This is a genomic window from Victivallis sp. Marseille-Q1083 (assembly GCF_903645315.1).
Lineage (GTDB): Bacteria > Verrucomicrobiota > Lentisphaeria > Victivallales > Victivallaceae > UMGS1518.
Genome location: NZ_CAHJXL010000002.1, coordinates 193,954 through 208,903, shown reverse-complemented (window position 1 = coordinate 208,903; position 14,950 = coordinate 193,954). Strand labels below are relative to the sequence as shown.

The following is a 14,950-nucleotide window of genomic DNA, read 5'->3' as shown; positions in this document are numbered from 1 at the left end:
CGATCCGGACTTGAAAGAACGGCGATTCCGGTTTAATTTTAGGCCGGTGACCGAGAGGCGTTCGCCACTCGTTTGAAGACAGCGAAAATCCATGAAGACGGAACAGCCATTGACGCGATGACATTCAAGATATATCAGGACGAACCGATTCCGAAAACGGCAATATCGGCGGCCGGCGCCATGCCGCCCCGATACCGGAAAATGCGGAATCTGGCCAGCGGCTACGACCTCTGCCGCCAATCCGACACGATGATCTTCTATCAGCAGGCCAGGTTGATGGAAGATTTTGAAGATGAGTTCGATTTCACCGGGGAGTTCATCCGTTATTTTCCGACCTATCAGGCCATGAACGACCGGCAGCTCCGTGGTTATTTTTCCTGGCGCACCAGAGTCCGGCGCGGCATCGTCGAGCCGACCTCGCTTTCCTTCGTCTTCGTCTATCTCTATGAACTGCTCAATCAAATCGGGACGGGGTCGCCGGAGGAAGGTTTTCACACGCTGAAGAATTTCTGGCTGGCTTACCGGGAAATCGATGCGAAAATCGACCACTATGTCAAGCTGTGGCTGAAAGATTACGCCGTGTACCACAACCTCGACCGGGCGCTGCTGGAAGATGTTTTGGAAACGGATTTCGACAAGGCGGCGTTGACTTTGCTGAATTACCAGTCGCACAGCGCCGACGAGGTATTCCGGGCGCTGCATTCCCTGTCCTCGTACAATCTGGAAAATTCCAGATTTTTCCGGCAGTATCCCGATGACGTCAAAGCAGTGGTTTACCACGTTTTCGCCAGACTGTCGGACTACTACGGGAAAAATCGCAAGAACAGCCTCTGTGAAAAGTTCTTCGGCAAAATTTACGCGAGCTCCTACTACATGTTCCGGTCCGCAGTGTTTTACGATAAACTGAAACGTCAGGATTTCGTTTATGAAATCAATGACATTCATAAATACCACTGCCGGAACGGCCGCTGGAGCTGTGAACGTTTCCTGTGTTACAAGGGCAAAATTCAGCAGACCGGCGCCCTGCTGAAAATCATCGATTTCCTGATGCGTCAAAAATACCATTTCAAGTCCGGCTTGAAAGCGGAAAAAATAACCAAGCTGTACCAGGATATCATCAATCAGGAAATCGAGAAATACCAGGCCGACCAAAAACGCCGCGCCCTGCCCCGCATTGAAATCGACGTTTCCAGGCTGCAAACCATCCGGCAGGCCGCCCTGGAAACGCAAAGCAAATTGCTGGTCGAAGCGCTGGAGGACGCCGGCGAGCCGGACACCTCCGGGGAGCCGGGCGTACCGGCAAACAGGTTCAACCTGAGCGATGCGGAATACCGGCTGCTGAGCGGCCTGTTATACGGCAAAACCGATGGCGCCACGGCGGCGGGGCAGTTGCTGTCGGTGACAATTGATGCAATCAATGAAAAACTCTTCGACGAATTCGGCGATACCGTCATCGCTTATGACGGGGAAAAGCCGGAATTGATCGAAGACTACGTCGCCGAATTGAAAGGAATCATCCAGGGATGAAAATACCCAGAAGAATCGCCACGGTAATAATCAATTCTTTGAAGGGCGGAGTCGTGCCGCGGATCGGCCTTCCCTATATCACGGTCGGCCGGCAAATCGAAATCGACGCCCTTTTGCACGATGTCGAAATCATTGCCGACGGCGGCGCGTCGTTCCGCTTCATCGTCGGGAAATACGGCAGCGGCAAAAGTTTTCTACTGCAGACCATCCGCAATTACGTCATGGATAAAAATTTCGTGGTCGCGGATGCCGACCTTTCCCCCGAACGGCGTCTGCAGGGCACCAAAGGCCAGGGGCTTGCCACCTATAAAGAACTCATTCGCAACCTGTCCACCAAAACCAGGCCGGAAGGCGGCGCCCTCACGCTGATTCTGGACCGCTGGATCAGCAATATCCAGAGCGAGGTAGCCGTTGAAAGCGAGCTGGCGCCGGGCGACGGCAGTTTCTGCAAACTGGTGGAAAAGAAAATCCATGAGACGATAAACTCCCTGAACGAAATGGTCCACGGCTTCGATTTCGCCCGTCTGCTGACCGTTTATTACCGTTCTTATCTCGACGGGAATGACGAGAACAAGGCCAAGGTGGTCAAATGGTTTCGCGGCGAATACGCCAACAAGACGGAAGCCAGGGCGGAACTCGGAGTCAATATCGTCATCTCCGACGACGACTGGTACGAATATATCAAGCTGCTGGCGGTGTTTCTCAAAAAAGCGGGCTATGGCGGTTTGCTGCTCCTGATCGATGAACTGGTCAATATTTACAAGATACCCAACAGCATTACCCGGCAGTACAATTATGAAAAAATTCTGACCATGTACAACGATACCTTGCAGGGCAAAGCCGGATACCTGGGCATCATCATGGGCGGAACGCCGCAGTGCATCGAGGATACCAGGCGCGGGGTTTTCAGCTATGAAGCCTTGAAATCCCGGCTGGAAGCCGGCCGCTTCGGCCGCGACGACCTCAAGGATGTGCTGGCGCCGGTGATCAAACTCTCGCCGCTCACCTACGAAGAAATGCTGGTGCTGATCGAAAAATTGGCCGACCTCCACGCCGGCCTTTTCGAATACGAGCAGACGCTGAGCCAGGAAGACCTGATCGCCTTCATCAAAATCGAGTTCGGCCGGATCGGCGCGGATACCAATATCACGCCGCGCGAAGTCATTCGCGACTTCATCGAACTGCTGAATATCGTCTATCAAAATCCCGGCCTCAAAGTTACCGAGCTATTGGGTTCGGAAACTTTCGAATACGCCAAGACGGCCGTCAATGACGAAACTCTCGAAAAAGAGTTTGAAGAGTTCGAGATCTGAGGCGGCGGGATGAATATTTTCAACCGTTACGCACCGTTTATTCAGGACTTCATCTACCGGAACAACTGGGAAGCCCTGCGCGCCATCCAGGTTGCCGCCGGCGATGCGGTGTTCCATACGGATGACCACGTGCTGCTCTCCGCCTCCACCGCGTCCGGCAAGACGGAAGCGGCCTTTTTCCCGATCCTGACGTTGTTCTCCGAGAACATGCCCCAATCGGTCGGCGCCATCTATATCGGTCCGCTGAAAGCGTTGATCAACGACCAGTTCCTGCGCCTCAACGATCTGTGCCGGGAAGCGAATATTCCGGTCTGGCACTGGCACGGCGATGTGGCGCAATCCCATAAAAACAGACTGCTGAAAAATCCTTCCGGCATCCTTCAGATCACCCCGGAATCGCTGGAGGCGCTGCTGTTGCATAAACACGCCTATATCGCCCGTCTGTTCGGGGATTTGCGTTTCATCGTCATCGACGAAGTGCATTCGCTGATGCGCGGCGACCGCGGCGGCCAAACCCTGTGTCTGATCGAAAGGCTCTCCAGGCTGGCCGGCGTAAATCCACGGCGGATCGGTCTGTCGGCCACCATCGGCGATCTGGAAAGCACCGGCCGGTTTCTCGCGTCCGGCACCGGCCGGAATACCGTCATCCCCCGCATCGAAACAAAGGGAGTCAAATGGCGGCTTTCGATGGAGCACTTCTATCTGCAAGGCGCCCAGGCCGCCGAGGAGAAAGAGCTTCCGGAGGCCGCTCCGGTCCTGGCGCAGGCCACCGATACCGCGCCGGCCAGCGCCGATCCGGGAATGGGGTATATCTTTGAACACACCCGGGGCAAAAAGTGTCTGATCTTCGTCAATTCCCGGGAAGAGTGCGAAGCGGTCACCACCACTTTGCGCCAGTACTGCGAAGCGAAGCACGAGCCGGACCGTTTCCTGATCCACCACGGTAATCTGTCCACTTCCTATCGGGAAACGGCGGAAGCGGTGATGAAAGACGAGGAACAATTCCAGACGACCGTTACCACCGCCACGCTGGAGTTGGGCATCGATATCGGCCGGCTGGAACGCGCCTTCCAAATCGACGCGCCGTTCACGGTGTCCTCTTTTCTGCAGCGGATGGGACGTACCGGCCGGCGGGACCTGCCGCCGGAAATGTGGTTCGTCATGCGGGAGGAGCAGCCGGAAGCCAGGGCAATGCTGCCGGTGACGATTCCCTGGACGCTGCTGCAGGGCATCGCGCTGGTTCAACTCTATCTGCAGGAACGCTGGGTGGAACCGCCGAAACTGGACCGGCTGCCGTTCAGCTTGCTGTATCACCAGACGATGTGCACGTTGGCTTCCGGCGGCGAACTGTCGCCGGCCGGACTGGCGTCCCGGGTGCTTTCGTTGAGCTATTTCCACCGGATCGGCCGGGAAGATTACCAATTGCTGCTGCGGCATCTCATCTCGACGGAACATATCCAGAAAACCGAAGAAGGCGGCCTGATCGTCGGACTGGCCGGGGAACGGCAAACCAATTCCTTCAAGTTCTATGCGGTATTCAAAGAGAATGAGGAGTATACCGTCCGCTGCCAGTCCCAGGAACTGGGAACGATCGTGCTGCCGCCGCCGATCGGCGAAAAAATCGCGCTGGCAGGTCATGTGTGGATCGTCGAAGAAATCGACCACAAACGCCATCTGGTTTACTGCGAACAGGTCAAGGGCAAAGTGCCGGCTTATTTCGGCCAGTGTCCCGGCGACATCAACACCAAGGTTTTGGAGCGAATGAAAGCGGTGCTGCGGGAAAATGTCGTCTATCCGTATCTTATGAAAAACGCCGTCGCGAGGCTCGCCGAAGCCAGGCACACGGCCCTTCACTCCGGCCTGACCGACGAATCGCTGATCTGTCTCGGCGGCGAAATGTGGTGCCTGTTCCCGTGGCTGGGCACGTATGCCTTTCTCGCGCTGGAGCGGTTTATCAAAATCAAATGCGCGCCGCAGCTCGGTTTGTCCGCCCTGGATTCCTCCAGGCCGTACTTCCTCCAATTCAAGATGAAGGCGTCAAAAGAAACCTTCTTCAAAGTGCTGGGCGAGCAGGAACGACAGCCGCTCGACCCGATGGAACTGATCTATCCGGGCGAAGTGCCGTTGTTTGAAAAATACGATGAATTCCTGCCGGTGGAACTGGTCAAAAAAGGCTTCGCCTACGGCATCCTCGGTCTTGACGAGATGAAAATGCGCATCCGTGAATGGCAGAAGCGTTGACATCCGGCAGGCGTATTGTTCGAAAAGCGGTTGCCGCCCGGCGTCAATATTCGCAACGATGCGCTTGAATTTCCTCGATCACCGCCGCCGTCGGCCCGGCAAAGCGGCAGCGGCCCTGTTCCAGATAAAGGGCCCGGCCGCAGAACTGCCGCGCGTCCTCCAGGGAATGCGTCACCAGAACCACGGCAACGTTTCGGGCTTTCAGTTCTTCGAGTTTGGCCAGACATTTGCGCCGGAATTCACTGTCTCCCACTGCCAGCACCTCATCGATCAACATGAGTTCCGGACGCAGATGGACCGCGATGGCAAACCCCAGCCGGGTCTGCATGCCAGTGGAATAAGTCCGCAAAGGTTCATCGATAAAATCCCCCACCCCGGAAAACGCGATGATCTCCTCGAGCCCGGCCTCCAATTCCGCCCGCCCCGCCCCCAGCAGCAGCCCATTCAGCAAAATATTCTCGCGACCGCTCAGGTCATGGCAGAACCCGGAACCGAGTTCCAACATCAATCCGATTCTGCCGCTGACGCAGACTTCGCCCGCGGTCGGCCGGATGATTCCGGCCAGAAGCGACAACAGCGTACTCTTGCCCGCTCCGTTCGGTCCCAGGATGGCCAGACTCTCGCCCGGATACAACTCAAAGGAAACATCCTCAAGCGCGATAAACCTTCGTCGGTGACGGCGGCGGCGAAAATGGACCAGGCTGTGCAGCAGAACATCCTTCAAGCCGTAATCGGATTTGATCCGGGTGAAACTTTTCCCCAAATGCGTCGCCCGAAGCACCGGCTGTTCCATTACAGCACCTCCGCGAGGTCGTCTTGAAAACGGCGGAAAATCACCATGCCGACCGCAGCGATCATCCCGCCAAGCGCGAGCGCCGCCAGGCAATAAAGCCATGCCGGCTGCGGAGCGTAAAAACAGCAGCGCAGCAATTCCACCGGGAAAAAAACCGGATTGAGCAGCAGCAGCGGCCGGTATTCCGCCGGAATCTGCTCCGTGCTGTAAAAGATCGGCGTCACATAGAACCACACCTGGAGCAGAATTTGCATAATCCGCTCCAGGTCGCGAAAATAGGTGTTGATTACCGCCACGATCAAAGCCAGGCCGAATGCCATCAGCAGCACCGAGACGATTCCGGCCGGCAGGAGCCCCAGAGCCAGCCACCCCGGCACCCTTCCGCACCAGAGCATCAATATCAGCAGCACCGGCAACGAAATCAACAAGTGCACCGCTTCCGCCCCGACCGAAGCCGCGACAAAAATCAGCCGCGGCGCACAGGTTTTCCGGATCAGATTGGCATTGGCGAGCAGGACATTGGCCCCCTGGGTCAACGAATTGGAAAAGAACTGCCAGACGACAAAGCCGATGGACAAAAAGAGAAAATAGTCTTCAATGGGAAAACGCAGAAACAGGCTGAAGACGACGAAGAACACCAGACTTTGAAACAGCGGCATCAACAAACTCCAGACATAGCCGAGTACGGTGTTTTTATATTTCGCCTTCAGCTCTTTGGCGAGCAGCACCGCAAACAAGGCGCCGGAGTCATAGGCAGTCCCCACCATCTACGGCTCCTTTCCAATCGCCTCCAGAAGCGGCGCGACAGATGCCAGCACCCGCTCCGGAATCAAACGGTGCATACATTCATTGCAAGCCAGCTTCTTCGGGCAAAACTCCATCCAGCGCTCCGTCGCCCACCAGCAATCGCCGCAGGCGTCATCCCGCAAATTGAGATTCTGCGGATAGGCGAAATAACGCTTTGAAGTCGGCCCGAACAGCACCGCGCACGATGTCCCCAGACTGGCGCAGACATGCACCAGCCCGCCTTCGATATCGATATGCAGTCGCGAGTGCCTCAGGAGCCCGGCGCATTCCGCCAGCGTGGTTTTCCCGGCGAAATTAGCGTCGGCACCGGCAACCGGAAAGCTGTTTTTGCCGCCGACTTGAATGATGCCAAGTTTCGGAAAACGTTCTTTCAACAGCCGGATCAACGCGGTCCAATGTTCCTGCGGATAACATTTGGTGGCAGTCACAGTACTCAAGATGAACATATGATCGAACCCGGTGTTGAAGGTGATGTAGGCAGCAAATTTCGTCCGGATCCTCTCGAACGCCCCGTCATCCTCCGGCAAATCCAGCGCCAATCCGCCCGGCTCCAGGCCCAATTGCCGGTAGACGGCGGAATGGCGATTCCAGCCGATCGCCACCGCCTGCCGGGCGAAGGCGCCGTCGAGCAACGGATGGTTGTCGATGAACAGCTCCCACTGGCGGCGGCTCTTTCTGGCCGCCGCCAGCAAAGACAGGAGCGGCGGCGACAGACGCCGAATCTTTGCCACGTCAATCTCCGCCTCATTGAAAAATGCAAAACTGTTCAAATACAATGCGCAGTCGCACAGCTCCCGCTCATAATATTCAAACAGCTCCAGATACTGGATATCCTCGACATAATCGCATTTGCCGAATACCCAGCGGGCCTGTTGAAGCGACGGGAAAAATACATAAAAACGACAGTTCGGACAAAACGCCGCAACCTGCCGGAGCACCCGCGCCAGAATGACGGCATCCCCCAGCCCGCCGGTAATTTTCACCGCCACATTGACATGGTCGGCCGACAACATGCCGAGGCCGGCTTTCGGCATCCGCAGCGGCCGGCGCCGGAATTTCGACCAGCAATATTTCAACGCATATTTTAAAAAAGACAATCCGCTGGGATCGCGTTCGAGATGTTCCGCCAATTTTCGTTTGATCCGGTAGGAATAGGAATTCAAATGCCCCATAAAAACTCCAAGTCCCCAGGCCAGAAAACAGCCGGAGGACTTTGTTGATTCTTCATCGGCCGGAAAGCGTCAACCCGTTCAATTCCCTCCGTCACGCAATGGCGACCAGGTTCTTGAACTTGTCGGGGTCCGCACTGCTCCAGGCCAGAGAATCGTCACTACCCGCCCACAGAATATCGTCTTTACCGTCGCCGTTGAAAATCGCCGATCATGGAAAAGGTATAATCGCCGAGTTCGGACAACTGGCCCAACCGGGTATACGCCAGGTTGTTCTCCGTCAATTTCGTCCACATCCCGACGCTGTCGTCCACATTGCATTGCCAGAGGATGTCACTGATGCCGTCACCGTCAAAATCGCCAATCCCCAACAAGCTCCATTCCTTCGAATCCAGCCCGGAAATTTCATGCAGGACGGCGTCGTCCGTGCCGTTGTGCTCCCAATAGCCGACCATCCCGTCGGCGTTGCGCAGGATCGCATTCTCCCGGCCGTCACCGGTCACGTCGCCGAAGCCGGCAATCTGCCAATCGGTATTTTTGCCGCAAATCCGCAGATCGGCTTCATATCGGCCGTCGGCTCCCATGATCCAGGCGTTGACGTTCCGGTCCCGGCCGGCTGCGACGGATTCGGTTTCGATGGTCAGGATATCGTCGATGCCGTCGCCGTTGACATCGGCACAGCCGAGATATTCCCAGGTGGAATTGTCAAAGCCGCGGACATCGGCATGAACCCACTCGAGCGTTTCCGGATCGGTCACCAACGCCGCAATGTCGGTGGTGTCGTTGCCGGCGTTGAAATGCTTTATCAGCACATCCGCCGCACCGTCGCCGTTGATATCGCCGCAGCCCGCCGCTTTCCAGTCACCGGTTTTCCACAGCGTATCGCTGGCCGTGAATTGACCGTCGGAATCATAAATCACCGCCAGAGCATCGGAGTTTTTGTCCTGCCGGAACACATCCGCAATTCCGCTGCGGTTGAAATCCCCAACGCCGAAAGAACGCCAGTCGTGCGGGACCGGAGTCGGAGTCGCTTCGATTTCAACGTAATAGGTATTCAGCGCCGGGGCCACGGCGCCTCCGGTTTTCAATTCATCGCCGGAAACGACCAGATAGTAAAGGCTGTTTGCAATCGCACCGAAGTGAAAAACCTGTTCCAGCGCGGCGGCGGCACTTGTTCCGATCAAATTTTTAAAAGAATCGTAGACCGAAATGACCAAACCGGATAACAACGAATCAGAAGAGGCCATCGAAACCGTGACGGTTACCTCGCCGTCAGCCTCGGCAGTGAACATATAGTAATCTTCATCCCCTTCGCCATCGAGATTCCCGGCCCGGAGCACGCCACCGTCCTTCCACTCCAGCAGCCGGGCGTCCGCAAAATCCTCCGACTGGCCAATCAGGTTCTTATCAAACTGTTTGAGCGCCGAAAAACTTCCGAGGTAGGCGCCCGGCACAAAATAGTCTTCGAAAAAGAGCCGGCCGTCGTCGTGAACGGTAACCCGCGTCCGCGAAAGGCGGTTGATCGCCTCTCGGCGGTCATCGCTGCCGGACCAGTAATCGCTGTCGGAGTCGCTGTAATACAGATAAATGTTACCGGCGTCATCGACCTCGTAGCCCCAGCCGGTAATGGCGTGCGCCAGACCGGCGTCGGAGTAGATCGCATAGGAGATGCCGTAGCCGGCGTCAAAGTAATCGGCCAGCAAATTCAGCAAGGTCGAGGTTTCAGTCGAAACTTCGATGCTCGCGAAACAATCGGCCAGCTCAAGACCCGGAAACAGATTGCCGCCTTCGGCCGGGACGACCATCGTGCCGGAAAGCCCTTCTCCGGTCAGAAACCAGCCCTGCGCATCGCTCTCCATGCCGCCTTCATTCTTCCAGTAATTGATGAAATACTCGAATACCTCATCTTCATTCGCGAAGGCATAGGGAGAATTCGCCGCCCAGCCGGTCCAGGTCAGCACATTCGCGCTGGCAGCACCCCAGCAATAGAGCGCATCCTGGACATTGTTGAGCTTTTCGGCGTCCGCGAAATAGTAACCGGTAACGTCGTTATGCTGCGGAATCGCCGGTTTTCCGTAGAGCTCCGGCAGGTAATCATGACCCCACAGTTCGGTGGAAAGCACAACATTCGTATCCGCCGTCGCAATTTCCGAAATCCGGAACGAACCGACCTCACTCCACTCTCCCAACTGTCCGTCGGCATCCACCGCCCGCACCTGATACTCATAACCGCCGGCCTCCAGGTCACTGAGAAAAGCCCAGTTGCTATTCACCGTCACCGTCTCGGCATTTTCCAACCCGGAGCCGGCCGCCCCATAGCGGACAAGATACGAAACGGCCGAATTCGCCGCCGGATCGCTCCAATACAGCGTCACCGCCATTCCGGCGTATACATTCGCTGCGGCGTCGGTGATCTGCCGGGGAGCGGTATCATCGCCCGGCTCGACCGGCCGGACCTGCAACACCAGCTCTTCGGCGGCATTCACCGCCAGCGTGTACAGTTTGCCGTTCAGGGCAAATGAGCAATCCGAATACAGGTCAAGCTCCGCATACGAACAAGCAAACGACATCTCCGAGTGACAGGAAATGCTCCCGGCAAAACCCGCCGCATTTCCGGCCAGCCGGTATTCCCCGTCCTCCAGTCCCCGGGACGAGATGGTGATCGCCAGGGAAGCGCCTTCGAGCCGCGTGATATCGTTCACCAGCACTCCGGTCAGCGCGTTCGCCGCAACTTCGCCGCCGGTCAGATCGAAATCGATCACACAACCCGAAGCATCGACTACGCCGCCGGCCAGGAGCGAACCGGCCACCGAGATCATTCCATTCAACTCGCTTCCCGCCGCCAGCGAAAGCGTGCCGCCCTGCTGAACCGTGGTATTGTTCAGGACTGCCCCGGCCGCCGCTTCGACCATGCCGCCGGCTTCGACTTCCGCATAATTCGAGACGGCTCCGCCGGCAAGCGTCAGGACTCCGGAAACCATACTGACATTGACACGCGAACCGCACTCCGCATGCTACACGCCGCCGGCGTCAATAGTCATATAACTCGCTTCGCCATACGCACCGATATTCTGTACCGCACCGGCAGAAATGAAACCGCCGAACGCAATCTGCCAAGCTCCGACTTCCTGTCGGGAATCAACCCGGTAATTCATGGAAGAATCCGGGTCGGACTTGATGATGTAACCGTATTCACCGGTTCCCTGCACATTCGTGCCGAAATCATAACTGACGTCCGCAGCCCGCTCCGCAACAAATCCGGTGGAGGTTCCGCCGGCTTCCACCCGGAGCTGGCCAGCCGCCAGAATATTCGTCTGCCGAACCGTACCGCCGGCTTCGACGACCAGCGTACCATCCGCTATTGACTTATTTGAATAGATTCAGTATACTTTATAAAGAGGAAATACTTTAATCCACAATGATTAAAATAGCGCATATATAAATTCAGAAATAATAACAGATACAATAATAGATATAATAACAGGATAAAATCAGCAACGATGAGAGACAACGTAAAATATCAGGACGTCTACGAAAAGTTACGCAAGATTGCCACGGAAACCAACACGTCCCGCAAGCTGCCGTCCCTGAAACAACTTTGCGACACCTACCAGGTCAGCCTGGTGACGATGAATTCGGCGCTGGATTTGCTGGAAGAGGACGGTTTGATCCGCCGGGAAGCCAGACGCGGGGTTTTTCTGACGCCGCAGGAACCGCAGCAGCGCAGCGGCCGGATTTCGCTGCTGATGCCGGGAGTTCAGGAACCTTTTTTCACCGTCATCATCGACACACTGCACCGTTATTTGACGACCTTCGGCCTGGAAACCGTGGTGACCCTCTATGATTTCAATGAAAATTCCGAGGCGGAAGAGTTGCGCCGGCTGCGGGATTATAACCGGATCGACGGCATTCTCTACCTGCCGACGTTCGGGTCCCTCCGGCTGCGGGATTTGCTGATCGAGTTGGCGGCCAGCAAACCGGTCGTCCAGTTCGACCGGGTCTGGGCGGAAGGCGTTACCCCATTCGTCGGATACGAGGAATTTCAAACCTGTTACGACGCCGCCAACCACCTGATTTCTCACGGCCACCGCGACATCGGCCTGATTCTGGCCAACACCGATCTGCTGGACAATCCGTCCGAACGGCTGAAAGGATTCCTGGCCGCGTTGCAGGATGCCGGCCTGTCGCTCAACCCCAAAAACGTCATCACCTATTACTATTTCGATCCGGATCTCAGCAGCAATGTCGTCGAACTGTTGAGTTCGCCGCAATGTCCGACCGCTTTTTTTGCCGTCAACAACGTCTATCTTTCCCGTTTTCTCCGGAAAGCCGCTTTTGCCGGCAAACGGGTTCCCGGCGACATCAGTTTCATCTGCGTCAGCACCGACGAATCGATGGAACAATTTTCCGCCGATTTCACTTATTTTCGTCAGCCGACCCGAACCGTCGTCGTCGAAGCGGCCAAATTGTTGTTGCGACGTCTCAAGGGCGAAACGCTGCCGCCGACGGAATTGCGTTTCCCGAGCGTACTGGTGGAAGGCAACAGTTGCCGGCCCCGCTAAGAAAAACCAGCCCCGAAAAATCAAGAAAGGAAAATCTTTGTGGAACTGTTTTGGTCAGCAATACTGTTTCTGGCGGTCGTTCAACCGGCGGCGGGAATTGCCGGCCGATTATGAAGACTACGTCGATTGGTACTGCCCGCTGCTGCACGCCTACGATCCGGAATTGTCGCGGCAATTGCGCAGCCAGGGCAAAGAGGTCTGGTGGTATGTCTGCTGCTGGCCGCGCTATCCCTATGCCAACCTGGCGTTCGCCGACCTGCCGGCCATCGAAACGCGGCTGCTGCCCTGGATGACTTACCTGATGGAAAGCGACGGGCTGCTCTATTGGCATGTCAACCTCGAATGGCCGCAAAACGCCACAATCGAGGAATGGCAGCCTTTTTCTCCATGGTTCCAACCCAACGGCGGCGACGGCAATTTGATCTATCCGGGCGCCGACGGGCCGATTCCCGGCATCCGGATGGTCAATCTGCGGGACGGCAGTGAAGATTTCGAGTATCTCGCCATTCTGGAGAACTTGAGAGGACGGCAAGCGGCGCTGCCGTATGCGGAACGGCTGATCCGCTCACTGACCGACTTCAGCCGCAATCCGGCGGAACTGGAAGCAATCCGCCGGGAGCTGGCTGCGGCGATCGAGCAGGCGCAGCATGCCGCCGGAACCGATAAACATGCTTCCATGCAATAGTTTCCAGCCAGGGAGGGTCCCACGTTCAAACCATCGATTTCTTTTCTCCTGCAACCAACAAAACCAGAACCGGAAAGGAAGAAAACATGAGGAATGCAAAATTCACACTAATAGAATTGCTTGTAGCAATAGCAATCATAGCCATTCTCGCCAGCATGCTGTTGCCGGCGCTGAGCAAGGCCAAGGCGGCGGCCCAGGCGATCAAATGCATCAACAATCTCAAACAGGTCGGCCTGGGCTGCATGATGTATGCCGGAGATTCCGACGGTTACGGCCCGGTCGCCACCTTCGGCGGCGAAGATCAATGGAAATACGCCTGCATGCCGGTCGGCATTTATCTCGGCATTCCAGAGGCCGCCGTCGGTCCAGGCGGCGGTCATTTCCGCAATACGATTTTCGATTGCCCCGGCTTTGAAGGCCGCGACGGCACCGCCTATATCATCAACGGTTACATCGGCGGCGGCGTCAACGATGCCAGCTTCGCCTTTCCGCCGCTGAAGCTCGACGCGATCACCCGGCCGTCCAGCCGGATGTACTGGGCCGACAACCAGCTCGACAACAAATGCCTCGGTTACTGGAATCTGCTTCCCGACGCCAACTACACGCTCGGGCGCCGCCACAACAACCGTTCCAACGTACTCTGGGCCGACGGCCATGCCGCCAGGAGCGACCGTTACAATTTCGACTGGTATGAGGCCCCGGCCGGCACTTTTTACCCGGTCAACGATTGACCCGCCGGTTCCTTGCCGGCCGGAAAAAACAATTGACCGCCCCGAAATTCACCGGGACGGTCAATCTGCGACTCCGCGTCAGGGAGCCGGCGGTTTCTTCAGCACCCGCCGCCGCAACAACCGGCCAGAGCCAGCGTCGCGATTACGGCCGCCAAAGTCAATACTGCCGCTTTCATCGGACACCTCCTTGTTTCAGCCGATTTTCTCCGCCGTCCAGCCGGGCGACGGAGAAAATAATGCCGTTGAGATAATGTATCACTTCTTGGCGTTATGCGCAATCGTAATGGCGTTGTATTCCTGGACATGGTCGCAATAAATCTTGGCCAGGCCGGGACCGTCATTACGCCAATCGCGCTGCAATTCGGATGCCAACGCGAACCAACTGGTCAGTTGCGCGCCGGCCTGCTGCATGCGCATCCAGGCGGCATGCCGGGTCACCTCATTGAACGTGCCGGAGGCATCGACCACTACGAACACCTCGTAACCTTCCTTCAAGGCGCTGAGCACCGGAAACGATACGCACACTTCGGTGACGATGCCGGCGACGATCAACTGCTTGCGTTTGGTATCCTTGACCGCTTTAACGAAGTCCTCATTGTCCCAGGCGTTGATCTGGCCGGGACGCGGAATAAACGGCGCATTCGGGAACATATTTTTGACTTCCGGCATCAGGACGCCGTTCGGGCCGCTTTCGAAGCTGGTGGTCAGCACGGTCGGCAACTTGTAATGCTTGGCGATGTCGGCCAGGGCCAAAACATTGTTCTTGAACTCCGCCGGCGTGAAATCACGCACCAGCGAAAGCAATCCGACCTGATGGTCGATCAGCAAAACGGCGGCATTTTCAACTGTGATTCTGGACATAATACTCCTCCTTCGAGTTTATTCCACGCCGCAGTACCATACCTGCGGCGTCGCTTCATTTTCGATTTCCGTTTCTGGGCAATGTCTAAAATTCGTCCATTCAAAAAAGAAGAAGCCACTTTTCAATTTCAACCGGCTTGCCTTCATCCCGGCGGACAAAAATAAATCCCTTGCTTATTCGGAACCTATACTTTATTTTTCTCTTCACAGAGATATCATATCACAATATTGTTTAGTGTCAAACTATTTTTAACAATAAAA

General features: G+C 56.2%; 12 protein-coding genes. 7 read left to right on the top strand and 5 right to left on the bottom strand.

Annotated elements, in window-relative coordinates; all coding sequences use genetic code 11:
- Positions 1–117 precede the first annotated feature (117 nt).
- The 3 genes from HWX74_RS16910 to HWX74_RS16900 are packed head-to-tail and all read left to right on the top strand — an operon-like array spanning position 118 to position 5,081.
- On the top strand, positions 118–1,527 hold the full coding sequence (locus HWX74_RS16910; RefSeq protein ID WP_176014766.1) for a TerB N-terminal domain-containing protein: 1,410 nt from the start codon (positions 118–120) through the stop codon (positions 1,525–1,527).
- On the top strand, positions 1,524–2,840 hold the full coding sequence (locus HWX74_RS16905; protein WP_176014765.1) for an ATP-binding protein: 1,317 nt from the start codon (positions 1,524–1,526) through the stop codon (positions 2,838–2,840). The genes HWX74_RS16910 and HWX74_RS16905 overlap by 4 nt, the downstream gene beginning before the upstream one ends.
- Before the next feature lie 9 nt (positions 2,841–2,849).
- Entirely contained in the window at positions 2,850–5,081 is a 2,232-nt protein-coding gene (locus tag HWX74_RS16900) for a DEAD/DEAH box helicase (RefSeq protein ID WP_176014764.1), read from the top strand.
- Between the two features lie 43 nt (positions 5,082–5,124).
- Here the strand turns inward: HWX74_RS16900 and HWX74_RS16895 are convergent, their stop codons facing one another.
- From HWX74_RS16895 to HWX74_RS16880, 4 genes are all read right to left on the bottom strand, one after another.
- Positions 5,125–5,874, bottom strand: coding sequence for an ABC transporter ATP-binding protein (locus tag HWX74_RS16895; RefSeq protein ID WP_176014763.1), 750 nt, complete (start codon positions 5,872–5,874; stop codon positions 5,125–5,127).
- Positions 5,874–6,641: an ABC transporter permease gene (locus HWX74_RS16890; protein ID WP_176014762.1), complete on the bottom strand. Its 768-nt coding sequence runs from the start codon at positions 6,639–6,641 to the stop codon at positions 5,874–5,876. The genes HWX74_RS16895 and HWX74_RS16890 overlap by 1 nt, the downstream gene beginning before the upstream one ends.
- On the bottom strand, positions 6,642–7,853 hold the full coding sequence (locus HWX74_RS16885; protein WP_176014761.1) for a glycosyltransferase family 9 protein: 1,212 nt from the start codon (positions 7,851–7,853) through the stop codon (positions 6,642–6,644).
- 182 nt (positions 7,854–8,035) lie between these two features.
- Positions 8,036–10,831, bottom strand: coding sequence for a hypothetical protein (locus HWX74_RS16880; RefSeq protein WP_176014760.1), 2,796 nt, complete (start codon positions 10,829–10,831; stop codon positions 8,036–8,038).
- 30 nt (positions 10,832–10,861) lie between these two features.
- Here HWX74_RS16880 and HWX74_RS16875 point away from each other — a divergent pair, with 30 nt between their 5' ends.
- From HWX74_RS16875 to HWX74_RS16860, 4 genes are all read left to right on the top strand, one after another.
- On the top strand, positions 10,862–11,215 hold the full coding sequence (locus HWX74_RS16875; RefSeq protein WP_176014759.1) for a hypothetical protein: 354 nt from the start codon (positions 10,862–10,864) through the stop codon (positions 11,213–11,215).
- A gap of 135 nt (positions 11,216–11,350) precedes the next feature.
- Entirely contained in the window at positions 11,351–12,412 is a 1,062-nt protein-coding gene (locus tag HWX74_RS16870; protein ID WP_176014758.1) for a substrate-binding domain-containing protein, read from the top strand.
- A gap of 37 nt (positions 12,413–12,449) precedes the next feature.
- Positions 12,450–13,097 (top strand): DUF4091 domain-containing protein, encoded by a 648-nt coding sequence (locus HWX74_RS16865; RefSeq protein WP_176014757.1) that lies wholly within the window; start codon positions 12,450–12,452, stop codon positions 13,095–13,097.
- Positions 13,098–13,183: 86 nt separating this feature from the next.
- Positions 13,184–13,828 (top strand): prepilin-type N-terminal cleavage/methylation domain-containing protein, encoded by a 645-nt coding sequence (locus tag HWX74_RS16860; protein WP_176014756.1) that lies wholly within the window; start codon positions 13,184–13,186, stop codon positions 13,826–13,828.
- 255 nt (positions 13,829–14,083) lie between these two features.
- Here HWX74_RS16860 and ycaC read toward each other — a convergent pair whose 3' ends face one another.
- Positions 14,084–14,689, bottom strand: coding sequence for an isochorismate family cysteine hydrolase YcaC (gene ycaC, locus HWX74_RS16855; protein WP_176014755.1), 606 nt, complete (start codon positions 14,687–14,689; stop codon positions 14,084–14,086).
- Positions 14,690–14,950: the final 261 nt, after the last annotated feature.

Bases quoted from the DNA above. Each gene is read 5' to 3' on its own strand.
- HWX74_RS16910 (WP_176014766.1), top strand. From the start codon at position 118: ATGACATTCAAGATATATCAGGACGAACCGATTCCGAAAACGGCAATA.
- HWX74_RS16905 (WP_176014765.1), top strand. From the start codon at position 1,524: ATGAAAATACCCAGAAGAATCGCCACGGTAATAATCAATTCTTTGAAG.
- HWX74_RS16900 (WP_176014764.1), top strand. From the start codon at position 2,850: ATGAATATTTTCAACCGTTACGCACCGTTTATTCAGGACTTCATCTAC.
- HWX74_RS16895 (WP_176014763.1), bottom strand. From the start codon at position 5,874: ATGGAACAGCCGGTGCTTCGGGCGACGCATTTGGGGAAAAGTTTCACC.
- HWX74_RS16890 (WP_176014762.1), bottom strand. From the start codon at position 6,641: ATGGTGGGGACTGCCTATGACTCCGGCGCCTTGTTTGCGGTGCTGCTC.
- HWX74_RS16885 (WP_176014761.1), bottom strand. From the start codon at position 7,853: ATGGGGCATTTGAATTCCTATTCCTACCGGATCAAACGAAAATTGGCG.
- HWX74_RS16880 (WP_176014760.1), bottom strand. From the start codon at position 10,831: ATGGTTTCCGGAGTCCTGACGCTTGCCGGCGGAGCCGTCTCGAATTAT.
- HWX74_RS16875 (WP_176014759.1), top strand. From the start codon at position 10,862: ATGCTACACGCCGCCGGCGTCAATAGTCATATAACTCGCTTCGCCATA.
- HWX74_RS16870 (WP_176014758.1), top strand. From the start codon at position 11,351: ATGAGAGACAACGTAAAATATCAGGACGTCTACGAAAAGTTACGCAAG.
- HWX74_RS16860 (WP_176014756.1), top strand. From the start codon at position 13,184: ATGAGGAATGCAAAATTCACACTAATAGAATTGCTTGTAGCAATAGCA.
- ycaC (WP_176014755.1), bottom strand. From the start codon at position 14,689: ATGTCCAGAATCACAGTTGAAAATGCCGCCGTTTTGCTGATCGACCAT.